The organism is Nocardiopsis oceani (assembly GCF_054777395.1).
Genome location: NZ_BAAHAR010000012.1, coordinates 115,953 through 137,063, shown reverse-complemented (window position 1 = coordinate 137,063; position 21,111 = coordinate 115,953). Strand labels below are relative to the sequence as shown.

The following is a 21,111-nucleotide window of genomic DNA, read 5'->3' as shown; positions in this document are numbered from 1 at the left end:
ACCCCTGTTCGGGCTCAGGCGGTGTCCACGCTGTCGAGGTCTCAGACGGCGCCCGCCCCGGTCCGGTCTCAGCCGCTGCCGGGGCCGTCCGGGTCGGCGTTGGCTGCCGCACGCAGGGCGCGGACGACCGCGCGGATGGCGGGCCTGCGGGAGGCCTCGCTGCGCCAGAAGACGTAGACCTGCCGGACCAGCGCGGGCTGCACCGGGACCACGCGCACCCCTTCCGGCAAGGGACCGCGGCCCAGCCTGGGCATGACGGCGGCGCCGATCCCGGCCGCCACGAGGGCCAGTTTGGTCTGGTGCTCCTCGACGTTGTGCACGACGTCGGGTTCGCCGCCCCGCCCCCGGATGATGCCCAGGAGCCAGTCGTCGCAGATGGATCCCTTGGACCAGCTGATCCAAGGCAGATCAAGGATCTCGTCGAGTTCCAGGAGCTCGCGGTGGGCCAGCGGGTGGTCGTGGGGCAGGGCGATGTCGCCCACGTCCTCCATGACCGAGGCCCGGCTCATGCCCTGCGGCAGGGTCAGGGGTGAGCCGTTCCAGTCCACGACCATGGCCAGGTCGGCGTCACCGTTGACCATGGCGGGGATGCTCTCGTGAGGTTCCTCCTCGTTGAGCTCCACGCGCAGCCCCGGGTGGGCCTCGCGTAGGGCCGGCAGTGCTGTGGGCAGGAGTCCGCGCACGGCGGTGGGGGTGGCGGACAGGCGCAGGTGCCCGGTGACATCACCTCGGTGGGCCTCCAGATCTGCCTCGGCCCGGTGGACCAGGGACAGGATCCGGGAGGTGTGTTCGACAAGGAGTTCCGCGGCGTCAGTGAGGCGGACACCGCGACCGTTGCGCTCGACCAAGGGCTGGCCGACTTCCCGTTCGAGTTTGGCGAGCTGCTGGGACACGGCGGAGTTGGTGACGTGGAGTGCCTGGGAGGCCGCGCTGAGAGAGCCGTGCGCGGCGATGGCGTGGAGCACGCGGAGCCGGTCGACACTGAGCATGTAAGTAACACTAACTCAGACGTTAAGCAGTACGAAGTAGACCTAATGAATAGGTCGGGGATAGAAACGTCCCATGTCCACTCCCCGCAGCACCGCACTGCGCAGTACCGACCTCCGCGGCACCACGGCGCTTTCCGGACCGGCCCGTTCCCTGCTCACGGGTTGGCGCGCCAAGTTCGTACTTCTCGCGCTCATCTGGGGCATGAGCTTCGTCGTGATCAAGATCGGCGCCGAGGTCCTGGCCCCCGTCCAGCTCTCGATGGCCCGCATGGTCACCGGCGCCCTGCCCCTGCTGGCGTTCCTGCTGCTGCGCGGCGGGCGCCTGCCGTCCTCGCCGCGGCTGTGGGGGCACATGTTCGTGGCGGCGCTGCTGCTCAACAGCATCCCCTTCACCCTCTTCGGGTACGCGGGGCAGCTCATCCCGTCCGCCCTGATGGGGATCGTCAACGCCTCGACACCGCTGTTCGGGGTCGTGTTCTCGATGCTGATCCTGTCCGACGAGCGCCCGGACCGCGCCCGCGTCGTGGGCCTGATCATCGGCTTCCTCGGGGTCCTCACCGTCTTCGGGGTGTGGAACTCACTGGGCGAGGTGTCCGTGCACGACGGCGACGCCCTGCGCGGGATGCTCTTGGTGGTGGGCGCCACGGCCTGCTACGGGATCGGCACGCCCTACCTGCGCAGGTTCGTCGCGGGCAGCCCGCACACTGCCCTGGAACTGAGCGCCCTGCAGCTGCTCCTCGGCGCGCTGCCCCTGGTTCTGCTCACCCCGCTGGTCAGCGACCTGCCCACCGGACTGACCTGGCAGGTGGTTCTGGCGGTCAGTGCGCTGGGCGTGTTCGGCACCGGGTTCGCGTACATCCTCAACTACGCGATCGTCCGGGCCGCGGGGGCGACTGTCGCGACCACGGTCACCTACGTGGTGCCGGTGGTGGCTGTCACCGCGGGCATCGTCCTGCTCGGCGAGAGCCTGAGCTGGAACCAGCCGCTGGGCGCGGCCGTCATCATCCTGGGAGCGGCCTTGTGCCAGCGGATCCTCCGCGTCCGCCCCACCCCACCGTGATCTTGCCCCTGTCTCCACTCTCGATCGCTCGGGGTGGAGACAGGGGCAAGATCATCGGGGGGAACGGGGCTGGTCAGTCTTCTCGGAGAGTTTCCACGGCGGATTCCAGGTCCTCCGGGTAGGGGCTCGAGAACTCCACCGGGCGGCGCTCGGTGGGGTGATCGAAGCCCAGGCGCACCGCGTGCAGCCACTGGCGGCGCACGCCCAGGCGCTCAGCCAGGTTCGGGTCGGCCCCGTAGAGGTGGTCGCCCACGCAGGGGTGGCGCAGCGCGGACATGTGCACCCGGATCTGGTGGGTACGACCGGTCTCCAGCTTGATCTCGAGCAGGCTGGCGGCCCGGAAGGCCTCCTGTGTGTCGTAGTGCGTCACCGAGGGCCGCCCTCCGGCGACCACGGCCCAGCGGCCGTCGCCGGCGGGGTGGCGGTCGATCGGCGCGTCGACGGTGCCGCAGAACGGGTCCGGGTGTCCCTGGACCAGCGTGTGGTAGCGCTTGTCGACGGTGCGCTCCTTGAATGCCCGCTTGAGCACGCTGTAGGCGATCTCGCTCTTGGCGACCACCATGAGTCCGGTGGTGTTGGCGTCCAGGCGGTGCACGATGCCCTGGCGTTCGGCCGCTCCGCTGGTGGCCAGCTGCACCCCGGAAGCCAGCAGGCCCTCGAGGACGCTGGGACCGATCCAGCCGACCGTCGGGTGCGCGACCACGCCGACCGGCTTGTCCACCACGATGATGTCGGCGTCCTCGTGCACGATGCTCATACCCGGCACGGCCTCGGCGCGCGGAACCGGAGCGGTGGGCGGCGGCGGGAGGGTGACCTCCAGCCAGGCACCGGCCTGCACTCGGTCGGATTTGCCGGCCTCGCTGCCGTCGAGGAGGACGCTGCCGTCCACGATCAGCTCCGCGGCCCGGGTCCGGGAGAGCCCGAACATCCGGGCGATCGCAGCGTCGAGCCGGTCGCCTTCGAGACCGTCCGGGACGGGGAGGCTCCTCGTGTCGCTCATGCGCCCTTCCCCTTGTCGTTCTCGTCACCGTCGTTCTCGGTGATGTCCTGCGCGCCGATGTCCAGTCCGGAGGGGTCGTCGGTCGCGGTGGACTCACCACTGTCCGCGGCCCCCGCGTCCCTCTCGGCCCCGGCGTCCCTCTCGGCAGCTGCGTTCTCAGCCGCTGCCTGCTCGGCCACCTCGTCGGAGACCATCGTGCCGTCCAGGTTGAGGCCTTTGAAGGTCAGCACAACCACCAGGCAGGCTCCGACGACCACGCAGGAGTCGGCGATGTTGAACACCGGGAAGTCGCCCACGCTGATGAAGTCGACAACGGCGCCGTGGAACGGGGCCGGATCACGGAAGAAGCGGTCCACGAGGTTACCCGCGGCCCCGCCCATCATCAGGCCGAGCGTGACACCCCACCACAGGCTGCGCACACGCCAGCCGATGTAGCCGATCGCGAGGACCACGACAGTGGCGATGCAGGTGAACACCCAGGTGTAGTCCGTGCCCAGCGAGAAGGCGGCCCCGGTGTTGAACACCAGGGTGAACTGGACGAAGCTGCCGATGACGTCGAGGCGTTCCCCCGGGGAGAAGGCCGCCAGCGCCCATTCCTTGGTGGCGAAGTCCGTGACGATCGCGGCGAGCGCGACCAGCACCAGGACTACGTACCTGCGCGGCCGAACGGCTTTGTTGTCGGTCGTGGTCATGTTGCTGTCCCCGGAGGGCTCTACCTCAGTCAGCGACGCTCCTCGCGCTGTTTGCAGGTGACACACAGGGTGGCCTTCGGAAATGCCTGGAGACGTGCCTTCCCGATGGCCTGCCCGCATGACTCACAGACCCCGTAGGCCCCCGCGTCCATCCGTTCGATCGCCCGCTCGCTCATGGCGAGCAGGTCACGAGTATTGTAGGCCAACGCCAGGTCGTGCTCGCGCTGGAAGGCCTTGGCGCCGGTGTCCGCTGGGTCGTCACCCGCCCCCTCGACCGGGTCGTTGAGCCGCTCGGCGAGTTCGTTGTCGGTATCGCGCAGCTCCTCCCGCTGCGCCGCGATCTCGCTCTCCAACTGGTTGCGGACCTCTGCGACCTCTTCCGGGGTCCAGGGATCCTCCCCGGGACGGACCGGCATTCGCGCCGCTTCGGTGGCCTTCATCGCACTCCCCCTCCGCACGTCCCACGGCCCTAGCCCCCCGCCCGATCTGCGGGGCCTCCCGTTTGCTCAGCCGTGAGTGGTGCGGCGAAGCCTAGGCAATCCTCTCCTCCAAGGCAATGATCCGGGCGGTGCGGTGCACACGCCGGAGCCTTTGGGGCGTCAGGGTTACAGGGCCGCTCACGGGGCGTCAGGGGCCCTTACCCAGCGCAGGAACGCCGGTACAGGATGGTGGGCAGCACGACCGTTCCGCGCAGGAGCGCTTCGTCCATGACGAGCCCGGTGTCCCGCCACCCCTGGTTCTCGTAGAAGCGCCGGGCGCGGGTGTTGGCCGTCAGGACCCGCAGGACTGCTTGGTCGGCGGGTCCCTGGGCCATCACCTCGTGCAGGGCCTCGGCCAGCTTCCGGTTGGTTCCGGTTCCCCAGACCTCGGGCACCGAGTAGAAGGTCTCCAGGTCGACCACGGTGCGGCTGTCGTCCTCCGGGTCGGGGCCCGGCACGAAACCCGCGAAGGCCACCACCCCGGTGTCCTGCTCGGCGAGGAGGACACCGGCGCCGGGTTCGGTCAGGTCTCCGGCGAGGCGCCTCGACCAGACCCCGCTGAGCCGCTCCGGGTCCAGGTTCTCCAACGCGTAGTCGGGAATGATGCCGCGGTAGCCGGCCTGCCAGGAGCGGACATGGACCTCGGCGATGGACCGGGCGTCTTCGGGGCGCGCCACACGAATCGTCATGCCGCCCATCCTCACCACCGTGCCCCTCGGTGGACAGGGGTTGACGACCCCTGTCCCGAAACGGCCACTCCGACGAGCTCACCCCACGGCGGCGAAGCCCCCGTAGTCCTCCGCCAGCAGTGCGAGGTGGGTCTCGTCGAAAACCGCCGGGCCGCCGTGCGGTCCCGTCAGCACCTCGATGACCCAGTCCGCGTCCTCGGCGTCGTCCTCGCCCGCGAGCATGTCCCGGTGCACCAGGCAGGGTTCGTAGCCCTGCTCCAGGAGCTGCTCGGCCAGCTCGTCCGCGTCTTCGCGTTCGGACAAGGTCACCAGGACAGCACCCCGTGTGCGCTCGGCCATGACCGCCCCCTCCGTCATCCGCGGCACGCTTTGCCGCACTGCGTTATCCTGAACCTGTGTCGATGGGGACGAGTAGCGCTGGCCCCGACCGGACGGACACAGCCTAGAGGGGGCTGGACCGGCCTAGCGACCCGGGGACGGTGCGAGCCCGGGGGTACGACCAGTGCGAAGATCACCCCGGAGCCGCCGGAAGAACAGGTGCCCCGCCAGACGCGCGGGCACCCCAGTAGAACCGGCAAGAACTCAACGAAGCGGGATCCGTCGCCCCACCGCCCAGCGGTCGCGGTATCGGTTCCAAGGAGGGTGGTACCGCGGGGCTGAGCCTCGTCCCTCCGTCAGGAACACCCCTGATGGAGAAAGGTACGACGGTGACCGACGACCCCCGGCCCGAATCCCGCGCGCTGCCCCAGCTGCCCGCTCAGATCGACCTGCCCGCGACGGAGCGCGAGATCCTCGGCCGCTGGTCGAAGGAGAACGTCTTCGAGCGCTCGCTCGACCAGACTCGCGGCGGCGAGAACTGGGTCTTCTACGAGGGCCCGCCCACCGCGAACGGCCAGCCCGGCGTGCACCACGTCGAGGCGCGCGCCTTCAAAGACGTCTTCCCGCGCTTTCGCACCATGCGCGGCTACCACGTCGACCGCAAGGCCGGCTGGGACTGCCACGGCCTGCCCGTCGAGGTCGCCGTCGAGAAGGAACTCGGCCTGAGCGGCAAGAAGGACATCGAGGCCTTCGGTATCGCCGAGTTCAACGACCGCTGCCGCGAGTCCGTCCTGCGCAACGTGGACGCGTTCACCGCCATGACCGAGCGCATGGGCTACTGGGTGAACATGGACGACGCCTACCGCACCATGGACCCCCAGTACGTGGAGTCCGTCTGGTGGGCGCTCAAGCAGATCTGGGAGAAGGGACTGCTGGTCCGCGACTACCGGATCAGCCCCTACTGCCCGCGCTGCGGCACCACCCTCTCCGACCACGAGCTGGCCCAGGGCTACGAGACCGTCACCGACCCCTCCGTGTACGTGCGGTTCCCGGTCACCTCCGGCCCGCTGGCCTCCCCCGAGCACCCGACCTCGCTCCTGGTGTGGACGACCACCCCGTGGACCCTGGTGTCCAACACAGCCGTGGCCGTGCACCCCGACGTGGAGTACGTGGTGGCCACCAACGGGGACGAGCGACTCGTCGTCGCCGAACCCCTGTTCGAGAAGGTCCTCGGCGAGGGCTGGGAGCTCACCGGTGAGCGCTACGAGGGCGACGAGATGGAGCGCTGGACCTACCAGCGCCCCTTCGAGATCGCGCCCTTCGACGAGCCCGCGCACTTCATCGTGCTCGCCGACTACGTGACCGTCGAGGACGGTACGGGTCTGGTCCACCAGTCCCCCGCCTTCGGTGCCGACGACATGACGGTCTGCCGCTCCTACGGCCTGCCCGTCGTCAACCCGGTCCGCGCCGACGGGACCTTCGAGGCCGAGCTGCCGCTCGTGGGCGGCGTGTTCTTCAAGACGGCCGACAAGACCCTCGTGCGCGACCTCAAGGACCGCGGCCTGCTCTTCCGGCACGTGGACTACGAGCACTCCTACCCGCACTGCTGGCGCTGCCACACCGCGCTGCTCTACTACGCGCTGCCCTCCTGGTACATCCGCACCACCGCGGTCAAGGACGAACTCCTCGCGCAGAACCAGGCCACCAACTGGGTGCCCGAGAACGTCAAGGAGGGCCGTTTCGGCGAGTGGCTGCGCGGCAACGTCGACTGGGCGCTGTCCCGCAACCGCTACTGGGGCACCCCGCTGCCGATCTGGGAATTCCCCGACGGCCGCCAGATCTGCGTGGGCTCCCTCGAGGAGTTGAGCGAGCTCAGCGGCCAGGACCTGTCCAACCTGGACCCGCACCGCCCCTACGTGGACGACGTCGTCATCCCCGACCCCGACGCCGACCCGTCGCTTCCCGAGGAGGAGCGTGTCGCCCGCCGCGTCCCTGAGGTGATCGACGCCTGGTTCGACTCCGGGTCCATGCCGTTCGCCCAGTGGGGCGCGCCGCAGTACAACGAGGAGACCTTCCGGGCCAACTTCCCGGCCCAGTACATCTCCGAGGCGATCGACCAGACCCGCGGCTGGTTCTACTCGCTGCTGGCGGTGAGCACCTTGGTGTTCGGCCGGAACTCGTTCGAGAACGTGGTCGTGCTCGGCCACATCCTCGCCGAGGACGGCCGCAAGATGAGCAAGCACGTCGGCAACGTCATGGAGCCCATCCCGGTCATGGACCAGCACGGCGCCGACGCCCTGCGCTGGTTCATGCTGGCCAGCGGCTCCCCGTGGAACGCCCGCCGGGTCGGCCACAGCGTGCTGGAGGAGATCGTCCGGAAGGTGCTGCTGACCTACTACAGCACCGTCTCCTTCTTCACGCTGTACGCCAACGCCGGTGCGGGCTGGGACCACTCCAAGCTGGCCGAGGCCCCGGCGCCGCAGGACCGTCCGATGCTGGACCGGTGGCTGCTGTCTGAGCTCAACGAGGTCGTCCGCGACGTCACCGACGCCATGGACAACTTCGACACCACCGGTGCCGGGCGCCGCCTGACCGCCTTCGTCGACGACATCTCCAACTGGTACGTGCGCCGATCCCGCCGCCGGTTCTGGGGCGGAGCCGAGACCCCCGAGGGCGCTTCGGCGTTCGCGACCCTCTTCGAGGCGCTGGAGACCGTCACGCTGCTGATGGCGCCGATCGTGCCGTTCCTGACCGACCACGTGTGGTCGGCGCTGCGCCGCCCGGAGTCCGCGGACTCGGTGCACCTGGCGCCGTGGCCGGAGGCGCGCGAGGACCTGATCGACCCGGAGCTGTCGACGAACATGGCGCTGACCCGCCGCCTGGTGGAGCTGGGCCGGTCCGCCCGAGTGGACTCGGCGATGCGTACCCGGCAGCCCCTGGCCCGTGCGCTGGTGGGCGCCCAGGGCTTCGCCGACCTGCCGGAGCAGCTGCGCAACCAGGTGTCCGACGAACTCAACGTGCTCCGTCTGGACGCTCTGTCGTCGGTGGGCGGCGACCTCGTGGACTACGTGGTCAAGCCGAACTTCCGCGCCCTGGGCAAGCGGTTCGCGAAGCGCACGCCGCTGGTGGCCAAGGCCATCCAGGCCGCAGATCCGGCAGCATTGGTCGAGCAGGTCCGCGAGACCGGCTGGACGCAGGTGCGGGTCGAGGACGAGGCGGTCGACGTGAGCGCAGACGAGGTCCTCGTCACCGAGCAGCCCCGGGAGGGCTGGGCGGTGGCCTCGGAGTCCAGTGAGACGGTCGCCCTGGACCTGGACCTCACTGCGGAGCTGCGCCGCGCCGGTCTCGCCCGCGAGATGGTGCGGATGCTCCAGGAGGCCCGTAAGAACAGTGGGCTGGACGTGTCGGACCGCATCCACGTGTGGTGGACCGCCGAGGACGAGTCCGTCCGGCAGGCCCTGTCCGAGCACGGTCAGATGATCGCCGGCGAGGTCCTCGCCGACGCCTTCGTGGCCGGAACGGGCGAGGACGCCCCGCACTCCGCCGAGTCGGAGGAGTTCGGGGTGGCGTTCGCCTTCCGCCGGGCCTGATCCGCTGTGCCGATCGGGGGTGCTGCCGTCACACCGGCGGCGCCCCCGGATCATGGTGGTGCGTCCGGCTAGTCGCGGGTGAAGACCGCGGTCTCCTCAGCGTCCACGTCTTCGCGATCCGTGTCCTCGGACCGTGTTTCCTGGGGTTCCGCACCCGCGGCCGGGGCGTCCCGCTCCGGCTCCTGCTCGGATTCCGGCTCAATCCCCGGCTCGTCCTCAGCTTCGGAGCCCCCGTCGAGGATCGCGGCGAAGGCCAGGTCCGGGGCCTCCTCCTGGTCAACCTCGTCAGCCGCCCCGGCTACTTCCTGCTCTTCCGAGTCCTCCACGGCTTCCGCAGCCTCTCCGGGAGCTTCGGGCTCGTCCGGCTCCTCAGGCCTCTCGGGCTCGTCCGGCCCCTCGGGCTCTTCCTCGACAGGCTCATCGACCACATCCGCCTCGTCGGCGGCTTCCGCCTCATCCAGGGCGTCTTCGAGCTCCTCTGCGGGTTCCGCCGTATCCTGCGGGGTTTCCTCATCGACCTCGTCGGCGATTTCCTCGGCGTCCGCTTCGGGCTCGTCCGGCTCGTCCGGCTCGTCCTCGGATTCGTCTTCGTCGAAGGCTTCGGGCTCCGCGGCCAGAGCCTCGACCGGCTCCTCCTCGGGCTCCTCCACGGGTTGCTCGACGGTATCGCCCTCGTCAGTCTCGGCCTCCTCGGCCGCTACCGGGGTGTCTTCGTCGCTCTCCGCGGGCGTCTGCGCCACGGCTGCCTCGTCGGACTCCTCGAACGCCTCGTCCTCGGCCTCCGGCCCCTCGACGGGCTCCGCTTCGGTCTCCGGCTCAGCGGCGACGTCCGGGTCCGGGTCGGCCGCCGGTTCAGGGGCGACTCCCAGTTCGGCTTCCGGACCGGTCTCGGGTTCCGGATCAGCGTCGGCTTCCGGATCCGGTTCGTCCGGGGTTGCGGACTCGAAAACGGGTTCCGGCCAGTTCCCGAGGGTGGGGGTCTCCCACCGGGGGACCACGAACTCCGAGTCCTCTTCGCTCTCCGAGTCCTCTACGTCCGCTACGTTCTCGTCCTCGCTGACGGGTTCGGGCCCGTCGGCGAGGGGCTCCGAAACAGCGGCTTCCCGCACCGGCTCTTCGGCCGGTGCGGGTGCGCGCCCAGACTCCTCCGGCTCCCACTGCTCTTGTGCCGGTACCGTGCCGATCGCCGTGGCGGCGGCTGGCACGGGGACGGACGACTTCCCCAAACCGTCCGTCCGTTCCGTGTCCGATCTGCCCTCACCGAACCGGCCCTGGATGATCGCGGCCAGCAGGAGAAGGACGCTCAGTCCGCCGAGTCCCAGGCCGATGTACACCAGCAGGGTTTCAGCGAACACCAGGGCAGCAGCAATGGCGGCAATGGCCGCCAGCACCGCCACGGTGGCGAGAAGGCTAAGGATCACGGGTCGACCAGGGCCTTTACACGTGTTGAGCCGGAGTCTTCAGTTGTTCGGAGCAGCATGCCGCTTGATGAGTTCAGCGACGCTCGTGCGGAGCTTCGCCCGGGTGGAACCCCCCGTGCTGAGCGGGCTCGGGCTGACCGAACGGGTTGCCGCCGGGGCCCTGCTGCTGAAGAGCGGGGGTGCCACCGGTCTGCGGGGCCATCGTCTGGAAGCCGCCCGTGGTGTTCGGGTTGGGCTCAGCCGTCTTGCCGTCATCGTTGAGCTCACGCAGCTGGCGCTCGAAGTAGTCCTTGAGGCGGCTGCGGTACTCGCGCTCGAAGTCCTTGAGCCCGTTGACCTTGTGCTCCAGCTCCTCACGCTGCTGGACCAGGCTGCCCATGACCTGACGGTGGCGCTCCTGGGCGTCACGGTCGAGGTTCTCCGAGCGTGCGCGGGCCTCACCGATGATCTGGTCGGCCTGGCGGCGCGCCTTGCCGAGGATGTCCTCGGACTCGTGGCGGGCGCGGCCGAGGGTCTCGTCCGCCTCGCGGCGGGCATCGGAGATCGCCTGATCGGCGGTCTGCTGGGCGAGCGCCAGGACACGGGCGGCCGTGTCCATGTTCTCCTCGCCGCCCATGGCCAGGTTGCCCCCGGTCATCGCGGCCATCTGGGCCTGCGGGCTCTGAGCCTGGGGCTGGGGCTGCTGCGGCTGCTCGACAGGCTGCTGCGCCTGAACGGGCTCCGGCCGCATCTGCTCCATCTGCTGCGCGGCCTCGGGGGCCTGCTGCTCCTGGGGCTGCTGGAAGTCCTGCATACCCGCGTTGGGGACCTTGCCCCGCAGGCACTCGGCGAGCTTGCCGCGCAGTTCTTCGTTCTCCTGGATCAGTCGGTCCAGCTCAGACTCGACCTCGTCGAGAAAGGCGTCGACCTCTTCTTCGTCGTACCCCGGTCGAAGCCGGGTCGTGCTGAACTGCTTGTTCCGCACATCGGCGGGTGTCAGCGGCATGTTCGTCTCCTTGGCGCGCTTGGAGTCCGTCCGTAGGGACGCTACCTGATCGTGACCTTACGGCAATCCAGATCATGACCAAGACCACATATCGGAACCAGGGGGTACATAGTCCCCCCGACTCTCCTCTATCCCATGCTGACCATCAAGCTCCCCAGAATGCTCTGCAGGATGATGATGCCGAAGAAGAGGACCAGCACACTCAGATCGAGTGCGATGCTCCCCAACCGGATCGGCTTGATGAACCTTCGCAGGAACCTCAGTGGCGGATCGGTGATCGTGTACACGATCTCAGCGAGCACAAGCACGAACCCGGTGGGCCGCCAGGTCCGGGAGAAGGACTGCACCATCTCCAGGACCACCCTCGCTATCAGCACGAAGACAAACAGCTGCAGCAGAAGTGACAGCACTGACAGGACCATACTCACGGTCGTTCCCCGACCCAATCTCTGGACAAATGTGATGATCTAGCTCTGATTGAAGAACCCTCGCTCGGCGATCCGCGCCTTGTCTTCCGCGGTCACCTCGACGTTGGCCGGGGACAGCAGGAACACCTTGTTGGTTACGCGTTCGATACTGCCATGGAGACCGAAGATCAGGCCAGCCGCGAAGTCGACGAGACGCTTGGCGTCGCTGTCGACCATCTCGGTCAGGTTCATGATCACCGGTGTACCTTCCCGGAAGTGCTCTCCGATCGTACGCGCCTCGTTGTAGGTGCGCGGATGGAGCGTTGTGATTCGAGCCAGGTCGGCCATCGAAGCAGAGGCCTTCGTGGCGGTAGCACCGCGTCGCTCACCCGTTCCCAGGTAGTCGCCGGTGTCCGTCACAGCCTCGCCCCGTGTTTCCTCGCCTCGCAGAGTGTCAGCGTCGCGGTCACGCTGTTCGTCCACGCCATCGTCGAAATCGTCGAACTCATCATATTCGTCCGCATAGCGGTGATCGTAACGGTCGTCCTCCACGAGGCCGAGGTAGACCGCCATCTTGCGCATCGCGCCGGCCATCTCATGCCCTCCGTCGTCCCCGCGGCCTCAACCGCAGCCGACTCCTTCGTCTTCGGCCGCTGTGCCCCGCGCAGGCGGGTTGTTCGTCCATTCGGGCGAACGCCACAGACAGGCCCCAAGGTCTATGTGGGGACATTACCCCACGATCGGTCCCCGAGAGCCGAGCAACGCCGTACCGAGGCGCAGGTGTGTCGCGCCGCGCGCAACGGCCGCTTCGAGGTCTCCGCTCATCCCCGCCGAGATCACTGTGGCCCGAGGGTAGCGATCCCGAATGCGCCCTGCCACTTCGTCGAGTCGGGCGAAAGCGTCATCGGGGTCACCCTCCAGGGGGGCCACCGCCATCACTCCGCCGAGGGTGAGCGCCTCGTGCTCCTCGATGCGCTCCGCGAGTTCGAGAGCGTCACTCGGGTCGACTCCCCCGCGCGGGCCGATGACCCCGGCCTGGGAATCGGTGTCCAGGTTGACCTGGACCAAGCAGCTCAGCTGCCGCCCCGACGCGGCCGCCCGGTCTCCCAGGGCCCGGGCGAGCTTGGCCCGGTCGACCGAGTGCACGATGTCCGCGTAGGAGGCGACCGACTTGGCCTTGTTGCTCTGGAGCTGACCGACAAAGTGCCAGGTCAGACCGAGATCAGCGGTCTCCGCTGCCTTGGGCGCGGCCTCCTGGTCACGGTTCTCCCCGACGTCGGTGACTCCGAGCGAGGCGAGAATACGCACATCGCTGGCCGGATAGGTCTTGGTCACCGCGACCAGCGACACCTGAGCGGGGTCGCGGTCGGCCTTCTCACAGGCCGCGTCGATCCTGGCCCGCGTCGCCGCCAGGTTGGCGCGGATCTGCTCGGTGCGCGCGGGGTCGGAGTGTGACACGGGAGTTCCTTCTGTTGACTGCTGCGGCTTGAGTGGCCGGATGCGGCCGAAGTGTCCGGGTTTTCGGAAGTGGTGCGAAGTTTCGGGAGGGGTTGGCAAGGGCGGGTTCTGGGATTCTTCAGAGGTTCCGGGGGCCGGAGGGACCTCAGGTACGCCAGAGGAAGGAGGCGAAACGTCCAGTGGGCGCGTGCCCCCGGTGCGAGAAGAGTTCGTCGCTCTCCAGTGTGCACCGCCCGTCCGTAGTGATGTCGCTTACACCTGAACGGCGCAGTTGGGCGGTGACCGCGGCGAGCATGTCAACCCCGGTGGTGCCCTGCCGGGTGGTGGAAGCCGCCTCGGGGACGTGCTCGGCCGTCTCGGCCTGGAGTTCGGGAGGTACTTCGTAGCAGCGACCGCAGATGGTCGGTCCGAGGAAGACGCTGAGGGAGGCAAGGCGGGCGCCCTGGGCGACCATCGCCTCGACCAGGTTGACGGCCACCCCGTGCGCGGTGCCCAGACGGCCCGAGTGGGCCGCGCCCAGCACCCCTGCCCCGGCGTCGGCAGCGAGGACGGGCAGGCAGTCCGCCGCCATCGAGGCGAGGACCAGGTCCGAGCGGGTGGTCACGACACCGTCGCAGGTGCCGGCGGCACCGGGTTCGGTGGCCACGAGCACGTCCGCGCTGTGGACCTGGTTCATCCACACGACCCGACCGATGTCGAACCCGAAGTCCTCTGCCGCGCGGGCGCGGTTGGCCAGGACCCTCTCACGGGTGTCACCCGTCCCCAGTCCCAGGTTGAGTGAGTCGTACGGCGGCTGACTCACCCCGCCCTTGCGTTCGGTGACGGCGGCACGGACTCCGTGCCCCAGGTCGATGACGTTGCCCATCGGCGCGACGCGGTCCTTCCCTCGGCCCACGCGGGGAAACTGCCGTCGGGCCCTTGCTCCGAGGGCAGCTTCTCCGGGGGCAGCGACGGTCCCGCCACGCGATGCGGCGGGACCGGCTGACACGTCGATGGTACCGGGGCTCCGGCGGCGAGTTACTTCAGGAACTCCGGAACGTCGAGGTCGTCGGGGTCGTCGAAGATCACGCGCCGCCGAGGCGTGGGAACCTCTCCGCGGCGCTCGGAGGAGTCCGAGACCGCGTGGATGTGGCTGGGCTGTGCTTCCTGCTCGGCCTCCGGCTCCGAAGCGAACGGCTCCTCAGGCTGAGCGGCCTGCACCTCCCGCTCCGCCGGCTCGGCCACCCGGTGGGAGCCCGCGTAACCGTTGCCCTGGGCCTGTTCCGGCGCGACGGCGGGCCGCTCCGGTTCGATGTGCTCCCGGGCCTGCGGCGCCGGCTCCGCCTGAGGCGCCGTTTCCGCCTGAGGCGCCGTTTCCGCCTGAGGCGCCGTTTCGGCCTGCGGTGCCGGTGCCGACTCGGGCTCCGGGCTGGCCGGCTCCGGAGCGACGGACGGCTGCACCGGCGGCATGGCGGGCCGCGGTGCCTCCTGGGCGGGCTGGGACGGGCGGGACGGAGCGATCCACGGCATGCTGGTGGCCGGCGCCCCGCTCGCGTCTTCGGTGGACGGCGCCGCCTTGTCCGACGGCCCCCCCTCACCGGACGTGATGCCTGCCGTGGGGGCGACGGCCTCAGGAGGGTCCACGGACTGGTGCTCCCGCACCACGGTGCCGGTGACCTCGGGCTCATCGAAGCCCGCCGCGATCACGGTGACCCGCACCTCATCGCCGAGGGCATCGTCGATGACGGCGCCGAAGATGATGTTGGCTTCGGGTGCCGCCGAGTTGGCGACCAGCTGGGCCGCTTCGTTGATCTCGAAGAGACCGAGGTCGGAACCGCCCTGGATGGACAGCAGCACACCGTGTGCCCCGTCGATACTGGCTTCCAGGAGTGGTGAGGAGATCGCCAGTTCCGCCGCCGCGACGGCCCGGTCGTCTCCCCGTGCGGATCCGATTCCCATCAACGCCGATCCCGCCCCGGACATGACCGACTTGACATCGGCGAAGTCCAGGTTGATCAGTCCCGGTGTGGTAATCAGGTCGGTGATTCCCTGAACACCGGAGAGCAGGACCTGGTCGGCCGCCTTGAAGGCGTCCAGGACGCTGACCTGCCGGTCAGAGATGGACAGCAGTCGGTCGTTGGGGATCACGATCAGGGTGTCGACCTCCTCGCGGAGCATCGCGATTCCCGACTCGGCCTGGGTGGCCCGCCGCTTGCCCTCGAAGCCGAAGGGGCGGGTGACCACGCCGATGGTGAGAGCCCCGAGGGAACGAGCGATGTTGGCGACGACCGGTGCTCCCCCGGTACCGGTGCCGCCTCCCTCTCCGGCCGTGACGAAGACCATGTCGGCCCCCTTGAGGACCTCCTCGATCTCCTCACGGTGGTCTTCCGCGGCCTTCCGGCCGACGTCGGGGTTGGCGCCCGCGCCAAGGCCACGGGTGAGCTCACGGCCGACGTCGAGCTTGACGTCCGCGTCGCTCATCAGCAGCGCTTGCGCGTCAGTATTGATCGCGATGAACTCGACGCCTTTGAGCCCCTCTTCGATCATTCGGTTGACGGCGTTGACACCGCCGCCGCCGATGCCGACGACTTTGATGACCGCGAGGTAGTTCTGCGGTGCTGCCACGACGAGGGGCCTTTCCGCTCGCATGCGCCGTCCCGTCTCCGCGTCCGCTGGCTGTGGCCAGCGGGTGCGCCGACGGTTCGGCATCCGGTTCTACAGTGCGTTTCGGGTCACCCCGGACAGCGAACCCCAAGGCTGCTGGTTGCGGGGACCCGGGGCCACCGGTACCGTCCTTCCGCTTCCGACCCGACCCTGTCGGCCCGGCTTGCGGCCCGCTCCGAGAAGCGGGGCGAAACAGTTCCTGCGTACCCCGAAAAGCGTGTTTTACTGCGTTGTTGACGGTGGTTGTGCTCCCCGACAGTAAGCGGACTGCCGGGTACGGGCAACCGATGACGACTTCAGCCTAACTGCGTATAACGCAAGGAAGCGAAGCGCACACTCGGCGCGTCGCGTCTGGAATGTCCACGACGCGAGCCGATTCGATGTGTCCTGGATGCACTTGTCCCCATAGCGGCCCATTGCCCGGACTGGTCCGACTCCTGCCCCTTCCTTGGGGGCCGCTTCACTGGACGATGGCCAGTTCCGGGGTCCCGACGTCGTAGACGCGCCCGGCCTCCGGCGGGTGCTCGCGCATCAGCACACGCAGGACGTCGCTCTTGTCCCCGGAACCGGACGCGTCACCCCACTCCACGACGGAACCGTCGCCTAGCTCGACGGAGATCGCTTCGGTGTCGGTGGCGTCGATGAGCTGTATCTGGGCGATGAGGGAGTCCGGGGCCTCCTCGACGATGTCCGCCGCAGCCCCGACCGCCTCGTTGCCCTCGATCTCCCCGGTGACCCTGACCAGCGGATGCGTGCCGGGCCGGGTCTGCGAGTCCTCGATACGCACCCCGTCGCCGTCGACGAGGCGGTACTCCTCCCCCACCCGGATGGACAGGAGCGGGCGCCGCTCGACCACCTCCACGTTGAGGCTCGCGGGCCAGCCGCGCGTCACCGTCGCCGACTCGACCAGGTCCAGGCTTTCGGCCCGTTCACGGCCGCGGTCCAGGTCCACCCGAATCAACGGGGTACCCGTGTCCACGGCCACGGCCGACACGACCTCGTCCTCCTGGACCCGGTCCAAACCGCTGACGGCGACGTCGCGTACGACGAGCAGGCGGGAGCCGAGAAGCACCCAAGTGACCACACAGACCAGTGAGACGACGAGCAGTACCGCGAAGGTCACCTTCCACGGGTCCCGCCCCTGCGGGGCCCCGGCCTTGTCCTGGCCAGCGTCCTGGTCAGCGCCCACGTGTGTACTCCCTAGCTGGTTCCGGTGCCTTCCGCCGCCTCCGTCAGCACTGCAACGATCCGCGGGCCCAGCTCCGTGACATCGCCCGCGCCCATGGTGAGCACGATGTCCCCGGGTTTGGCCAGCTCTGCGGCCCGGCGCGCCGCCTCGTCGCGGCCCGGCACGTACTGGACCCCGTCATGGGTCACGCGGGAGGTGATGAGCTCGCCGGTGACCCCGGGCTCGGGGTCCTCGCGGGCCGCGTAGATCTCCGTCACCACGACCTCGTCGGCCAGGCTCAGCGCCGCCGCGAACTCCTCGGCGAAGATGCGGGTCCGGCTGTACAAGTGCGGCTGGAACAGGGCCACGATCCTGCCCTCCGGGATCTCGCCGTCCGCGTCCTCGGTGAAGGACCTCAGCGCGGCACGGGTGGCGCGCAGGTCGGCGTCGATCTCGGTGGGGTGGTGTGCGTAGCTGTCGTAGACACCCACTCCGTTGCCCTCGCCCTTGAGCTCGAAGCGGCGGGAGGCACCGGCGAAGTCGGCGATGCCCTCCACCGCGACGTCCAAGTCGTGGCCGAGCTCGTCGGCCACCGCGACGGCCGCCGCCGCGTTGAGGACGTTGTGGCGGCCGGGGACGGCCAGGGTGCCGTCGATCGGCTCGCCCTGAGCGGTTTCCAGGGTGAACTCGGTGGTGAAGCCGCGCGCACGGATCCGGGTGATCCGGTAGTCCGCGTCCTCGGCCTCGCCGTAGGTGACCACCCTCTTGCCGCGCTCGCGTCCGAGTTCGGCGACGGTGCGGGCCCCGGGGTCGTCGATGCCGACGATCAGGGTGCGCTCGACACGGTCGACGAAGTCCGCGAAGTTGGCGTGGATCTCGTCGAGGCCGCTGTAGTTGTCCAGGTGGTCGGCCTCGACGTTGGTGACCACGGCGATCCTGGGCGAGAGCATCAGGAAGGACCCGTCGCTCTCGTCCGCCTCCACCGCGATGGTCTCGCCGAGCCCGGCGTCGGCGCCCAGACCGGTGGTGACCAGCTTGCCGCCGATCACGTAGCCGGGGTCCACGCCCAAGTGCTGGAGGACCACGGTGACCATGGATGTCGTGGTGGTTTTGCCATGGGTACCGGAGACCGCGATGCCCTGGCGGTTCAGGAGCAGGGAGCCAAGCGCCGCGGCCCGGGGCAGGATGCGGATGCCACGGGCACGGGCCTCGGCGAGTTCGGGGTTGTCCTCCCGGATGGCGGAGGAGACTACGAGGGTCTCGGCCTTGCCCAGGTTCTCGGCGGCGTGGCCGACGTGCACCTCTGCGCCCATCTCCTCCAGTTCGCGGAGCGTGTCGCTGTCGCGGGCGTCACTGCCCGAGATCTCGACACCCGACTGCAGCAGCACACGGGCGATTCCGGACATACCGGCACCGCCCAGACCGATGAAGTGGGTGCGTCCGAGCTCGTCGACGGGGACCGGGTCGGTCGGTTTGACCAGGCTCATCGTGCGTCCTTCCCGTCGTCGTAGTAGGCGTCGTCGCCTTCGTCGTCCGGAACCGGCAGGTCCGGTGTCGGTTTGTCTCCGCGGGCGATCCCCATGACCTCGCGGGCCAGTTCCTCGTCGGCGTCGCGGCGGCCCATACGTGCGGCCGCCTCGGACATGGCCACCACGCGGTCGGTGTCGGTGAGCAGCGGGATGAGCTGGTTGGCGATCCAGTCCACCGAGATGTCGGCGTTGTCGACCACCAGGCCGCCGCCCGCCTGGACGATCGGCTCCGCGTTGAGGGACTGTTCGCCGTTGCCGATGGCCAGCGGCACGAAGGCACCAGGCAGAGCGACGGCGGTGAGTTCAGCGCAGGTCATCGCGCCGGAACGGCACATCGCGACGTCTGCGGCGGCGTAGGCCATGTCCATGCGGTCCACGTAGGGCACCGCCACGTAGGGGATGCCGTCCTGGGTGAGGTCCTGCGGCTCCTCGGCGTTCTTGGGGCCGACGACGTGCAGCACCTGGACGCCCGCGTCACGGAAGGCACCGGCAGCGTTGAACGCGGTCTCGTTGATGCGCTGGGCCCCCTGGGACCCGCCGAAGATCAGCAGGGTGGGCAGGTCGGGCCGCAGGCCGAAGTAGGCACGGGCCTTGTCACCCATGGCCAGCCGGTCCAGCGAGGTGATCTGGCGGCGCAGCGGAATACCGATGAAGCGCCCGTTGCGGATCTGGGTGTGCGGGTGGCCGGTGTACACGTGCGGGGTGAGCCGCGCGCCGAGCCGGTTGGCCAGGCCCGGGAGCGGGTTGGCCTCGTGCACCACGATGGGGATCCGGCGGCGCCGGGCCGCCAGGTATCCGGGGGTGGCCACATAGCCGCCGAAGCCGACGATGACGTCGGCCTGGAGCTTGTCCAGTTGCTCTCCTGCGGCGCTGAGCGCACCCGCGAGCTTTCCGGGGACCGTGAGCAGCTTCGGGGTGATCCGACGCGGTAGGGGGACCGCGGGGATCAGGCCCAGTTCGTAACCGCGCATGGGAACGAGCCGGGTCTCCAGGCCCCGCTCCGTGCCCAGGCAGAGGATCTCCGTGTTGGGGTCAATACGCCGCAGTGCGTCCGCTAGGGAGAGTGCGGGCTCGATATGCCCGGCCGTGCCGCCTCCGGCTAGGGCTACCCTCATCGTCGCCTATTCCTCCTTGGCCGGTCACCCGCCGGGACCGGTCCGCTCTTGTTCTTGGCCGTTGTCTTGGTGCCGCGATCCTCCGATGTACGCGGGGCGCGCGGCGTGGTGGTGCGCTTGGAGGCCGAGGGGCCGCCCCGGTTCCGTACGGATGCGGCGATGTTCTCCAGACCAAGCCAGCTTAGAGCCCTTTGGACCCAACTGGGACCCCGGGCGGCCAGGGCCTTCTGTGCCTGGGGTTCGTTCCGTGCGATGGCGAGCAGCACACCGAGGCCGATCATGGTCGGGATGAGCGCGGAACCACCATAGGAGACCAGCGGAAGCGGGATCCCCGTGACGGGGACCAGGCCGATGACGGCGGCGATGTTGATCATCGACTGGCCGATGATCCAGGTCACGACGGCGAAGGCGGCCAGCCGCGAGAACGGGTCCTTGACGCGGAAGGCCACGCGCAGTCCCGCGTAGCCGAGCAGGCCGAAGAGGCCGATCACCAGCAGGGTGCCGATGAGACCGAACTCCTCGCCGATGATGGCGAAGATGAAGTCGGACTCGGCGAAGGGCAGGAAACCCCACTTCTCCCGGCTGGCGCCGATACCGACCCCGAAGATCCCACCGGTCCCCAGAGCGTAGAGGCCGTGCAGGGACTGGAAGCCGGAGTCGGCGGGGTCCGCGCCCGGGTCGAGGAAGGCCGTGATCCGGGTAATCCGGAAGGGTTCGATGGCGATGACGATCGCCGCGAGGCTCAGGACCAGGCCGAACATGCCGACGAAGAGCTTGCCCGGCGCGCCCACGACCCAGAGCAGGCTCAGGAAGATGAGCAGCAGCACCAGGGTGGTGGACAGGTCCGACCCCAGGAGCACGAGCAGCGTGAGCAGGCCGCAGCCGGGTAGCAGCGGGATGAGCAGGTGCCGCCACTCGGTGAGTTCCTTCAACTCCTCCTTGCGGGCGAGGATGTTGGCGCCCCACAGAGCGAAGGCGAGTTTGGCGGGCTCGGACGGCTGGATGAGCAGGCCGCCGATCTCCAGCCAGCGGATCGCGCCGTTGACCTCAGTGCCTTGGAAGGCGGTCAATAGGAGCAGGGCCACCGACAGGATCATCGCCGGGTAGCCGACCATGCGGTAGATCCACAGGGGCAGCTGCGAGGCGATCACCATGAGCGGCAGCCCGACCATCGCCGACGCCAGCTGGCGCTGGAACATGGAGAAGGCGGAGCCGGTCTCGGTGATGGAGTTCACCATCGTCGAGGACAGCACCATGACCAGCCCCAGCGCGATGAGCATCACGCCGGTACTGAGGATCAGGTAATACGACGTGAGCGGGCGGTCCAAGGACCTGGCCCACTCGCGCCAGACCGCACGTTCGCGCCCACCGGACGCCGTGCGCTCCCGGGTACGGGCCACCCGGGGCACCGTTGTCGTCGCCGCCATCCACACCCTCCGCACGATTCGCGCCTCAATACTTGCGTACCGGCGGGTTGGGAACCGTGGACATTTCCCGCGTGTTGGCCATCTTTGGCGCCCCGGTCGGGTGTGTCTGCGCACATTCGAAGCCGCCCGCACACGTGGTGT

19 protein-coding genes are annotated in these 21,111 nt (G+C 69.1%); 2 read left to right on the top strand and 17 right to left on the bottom strand.

All coding sequences use genetic code 11. The annotated features are described in order from the left end of the window. Positions 1 to 68: 68 nt before the first annotated feature. A complete protein-coding gene (locus ACYVDG_RS09230) occupies positions 69 to 989 on the bottom strand; it encodes a LysR family transcriptional regulator (protein ID WP_460748233.1) in 921 nt (306 codons plus the stop codon). A gap of 73 nt (positions 990 to 1,062) precedes the next feature. Between ACYVDG_RS09230 and ACYVDG_RS09225 the strand changes: the two genes are divergently transcribed. Next, positions 1,063 to 2,049, top strand: coding sequence for a DMT family transporter (locus ACYVDG_RS09225; protein WP_460748231.1), 987 nt, complete (start codon positions 1,063 to 1,065; stop codon positions 2,047 to 2,049). 73 nt (positions 2,050 to 2,122) lie between these two features. Here ACYVDG_RS09225 and ACYVDG_RS09220 read toward each other — a convergent pair whose 3' ends face one another. From ACYVDG_RS09220 to ACYVDG_RS09200, 5 genes are all read right to left on the bottom strand, one after another. Next, positions 2,123 to 3,049 carry an RluA family pseudouridine synthase gene (locus ACYVDG_RS09220; protein WP_460748229.1) on the bottom strand — a complete coding sequence of 309 codons (927 nt, stop codon included), beginning with the start codon at positions 3,047 to 3,049 and terminating at the stop codon, positions 2,123 to 2,125. After that, positions 3,046 to 3,741, bottom strand: coding sequence for a signal peptidase II (lspA, locus tag ACYVDG_RS09215; protein WP_460748227.1), 696 nt, complete (start codon positions 3,739 to 3,741; stop codon positions 3,046 to 3,048). The genes ACYVDG_RS09220 and lspA overlap by 4 nt, the downstream gene beginning before the upstream one ends. A 29-nt stretch (positions 3,742 to 3,770) precedes the next feature. Then, positions 3,771 to 4,181 (bottom strand): TraR/DksA family transcriptional regulator, encoded by a 411-nt coding sequence (locus tag ACYVDG_RS09210; protein WP_460748225.1) that lies wholly within the window; start codon positions 4,179 to 4,181, stop codon positions 3,771 to 3,773. 197 nt (positions 4,182 to 4,378) lie between these two features. Next, entirely contained in the window at positions 4,379 to 4,909 is a 531-nt protein-coding gene (locus tag ACYVDG_RS09205) for a GNAT family N-acetyltransferase (protein WP_460748223.1), read from the bottom strand. Between the two features lie 78 nt (positions 4,910 to 4,987). Next, a complete protein-coding gene (locus ACYVDG_RS09200) occupies positions 4,988 to 5,248 on the bottom strand; it encodes a hypothetical protein (protein WP_460748220.1) in 261 nt (86 codons plus the stop codon). Positions 5,249 to 5,616: 368 nt separating this feature from the next. Between ACYVDG_RS09200 and ileS the strand changes: the two genes are divergently transcribed. Then, positions 5,617 to 8,817, top strand: coding sequence for an isoleucine--tRNA ligase (gene ileS / locus ACYVDG_RS09195; protein ID WP_460748300.1), 3,201 nt, complete (start codon positions 5,617 to 5,619; stop codon positions 8,815 to 8,817). A gap of 68 nt (positions 8,818 to 8,885) precedes the next feature. On the opposite strand, the gene ACYVDG_RS09190 is transcribed toward ileS, so the two are convergent. The 11 genes from ACYVDG_RS09190 to ftsW form a co-directional block, all read right to left on the bottom strand. Beyond that, positions 8,886 to 10,238 carry a hypothetical protein gene (locus ACYVDG_RS09190; RefSeq protein ID WP_460748217.1) on the bottom strand — a complete coding sequence of 451 codons (1,353 nt, stop codon included), beginning with the start codon at positions 10,236 to 10,238 and terminating at the stop codon, positions 8,886 to 8,888. A gap of 73 nt (positions 10,239 to 10,311) precedes the next feature. Next, positions 10,312 to 11,223, bottom strand: a complete 912-nt coding sequence (locus ACYVDG_RS09185; RefSeq protein WP_460748214.1) for a DivIVA domain-containing protein — start codon at positions 11,221 to 11,223, stop codon at positions 10,312 to 10,314. Positions 11,224 to 11,351: 128 nt separating this feature from the next. After that, a complete protein-coding gene (locus ACYVDG_RS09180) occupies positions 11,352 to 11,651 on the bottom strand; it encodes a YggT family protein (protein ID WP_460748211.1) in 300 nt (99 codons plus the stop codon). Between the two features lie 39 nt (positions 11,652 to 11,690). Then, a complete protein-coding gene (locus ACYVDG_RS09175) occupies positions 11,691 to 12,224 on the bottom strand; it encodes a cell division protein SepF (RefSeq protein ID WP_460748208.1) in 534 nt (177 codons plus the stop codon). A 135-nt stretch (positions 12,225 to 12,359) separates the two neighbouring features. Beyond that, positions 12,360 to 13,088 (bottom strand): YggS family pyridoxal phosphate-dependent enzyme, encoded by a 729-nt coding sequence (locus tag ACYVDG_RS09170; protein WP_460748205.1) that lies wholly within the window; start codon positions 13,086 to 13,088, stop codon positions 12,360 to 12,362. 145 nt (positions 13,089 to 13,233) lie between these two features. Beyond that, positions 13,234 to 13,953: a peptidoglycan editing factor PgeF gene (pgeF, locus tag ACYVDG_RS09165; protein WP_460748297.1), complete on the bottom strand. Its 720-nt coding sequence runs from the start codon at positions 13,951 to 13,953 to the stop codon at positions 13,234 to 13,236. 152 nt (positions 13,954 to 14,105) lie between these two features. Next, positions 14,106 to 15,692 carry a cell division protein FtsZ gene (gene ftsZ, locus ACYVDG_RS09160; protein ID WP_460748295.1) on the bottom strand — a complete coding sequence of 529 codons (1,587 nt, stop codon included), beginning with the start codon at positions 15,690 to 15,692 and terminating at the stop codon, positions 14,106 to 14,108. 499 nt (positions 15,693 to 16,191) lie between these two features. Beyond that, positions 16,192 to 16,920 (bottom strand): cell division protein FtsQ/DivIB, encoded by a 729-nt coding sequence (locus ACYVDG_RS09155; RefSeq protein ID WP_460748203.1) that lies wholly within the window; start codon positions 16,918 to 16,920, stop codon positions 16,192 to 16,194. 11 nt (positions 16,921 to 16,931) lie between these two features. Next, positions 16,932 to 18,386 (bottom strand): UDP-N-acetylmuramate--L-alanine ligase, encoded by a 1,455-nt coding sequence (gene murC, locus ACYVDG_RS09150; protein WP_460748201.1) that lies wholly within the window; start codon positions 18,384 to 18,386, stop codon positions 16,932 to 16,934. Next, the gene (gene murG / locus ACYVDG_RS09145) at positions 18,383 to 19,543 is read right to left on the bottom strand and encodes an undecaprenyldiphospho-muramoylpentapeptide beta-N-acetylglucosaminyltransferase (protein WP_460748198.1); all 1,161 of its coding nucleotides are present in this window, start codon (positions 19,541 to 19,543) and stop codon (positions 18,383 to 18,385) included. The genes murC and murG overlap by 4 nt, the downstream gene beginning before the upstream one ends. Next, positions 19,540 to 20,970 carry a putative lipid II flippase FtsW gene (ftsW, locus tag ACYVDG_RS09140; RefSeq protein ID WP_460748195.1) on the bottom strand — a complete coding sequence of 477 codons (1,431 nt, stop codon included), beginning with the start codon at positions 20,968 to 20,970 and terminating at the stop codon, positions 19,540 to 19,542. Before ftsW ends, murG begins: the two co-directional genes overlap by 4 nt. Positions 20,971 to 21,111: the final 141 nt, after the last annotated feature.

What these genes read in the sequence shown, in the direction of transcription:
- murG (WP_460748198.1), bottom strand. Translation starts at nt 19,543, where the DNA reads ATGAGGGTAGCCCTAGCCGGAGGCGGCACGGCCGGGCATATCGAGCCC.
- lspA (WP_460748227.1), bottom strand. Translation starts at nt 3,741, where the DNA reads ATGACCACGACCGACAACAAAGCCGTTCGGCCGCGCAGGTACGTAGTC.
- pgeF (WP_460748297.1), bottom strand. Translation starts at nt 13,953, where the DNA reads ATGGGCAACGTCATCGACCTGGGGCACGGAGTCCGTGCCGCCGTCACC.
- ACYVDG_RS09225 (WP_460748231.1), top strand. Translation starts at nt 1,063, where the DNA reads ATGTCCACTCCCCGCAGCACCGCACTGCGCAGTACCGACCTCCGCGGC.
- ACYVDG_RS09220 (WP_460748229.1), bottom strand. Translation starts at nt 3,049, where the DNA reads ATGAGCGACACGAGGAGCCTCCCCGTCCCGGACGGTCTCGAAGGCGAC.
- ACYVDG_RS09205 (WP_460748223.1), bottom strand. Translation starts at nt 4,909, where the DNA reads ATGACGATTCGTGTGGCGCGCCCCGAAGACGCCCGGTCCATCGCCGAG.
- ACYVDG_RS09210 (WP_460748225.1), bottom strand. Translation starts at nt 4,181, where the DNA reads ATGAAGGCCACCGAAGCGGCGCGAATGCCGGTCCGTCCCGGGGAGGAT.
- ACYVDG_RS09230 (WP_460748233.1), bottom strand. Translation starts at nt 989, where the DNA reads ATGCTCAGTGTCGACCGGCTCCGCGTGCTCCACGCCATCGCCGCGCAC.
- ACYVDG_RS09185 (WP_460748214.1), bottom strand. Translation starts at nt 11,223, where the DNA reads ATGCCGCTGACACCCGCCGATGTGCGGAACAAGCAGTTCAGCACGACC.
- murC (WP_460748201.1), bottom strand. Translation starts at nt 18,386, where the DNA reads ATGAGCCTGGTCAAACCGACCGACCCGGTCCCCGTCGACGAGCTCGGA.
- ftsW (WP_460748195.1), bottom strand. Translation starts at nt 20,970, where the DNA reads ATGGCGGCGACGACAACGGTGCCCCGGGTGGCCCGTACCCGGGAGCGC.
- ACYVDG_RS09175 (WP_460748208.1), bottom strand. Translation starts at nt 12,224, where the DNA reads ATGGCCGGCGCGATGCGCAAGATGGCGGTCTACCTCGGCCTCGTGGAG.
- ACYVDG_RS09200 (WP_460748220.1), bottom strand. Translation starts at nt 5,248, where the DNA reads ATGGCCGAGCGCACACGGGGTGCTGTCCTGGTGACCTTGTCCGAACGC.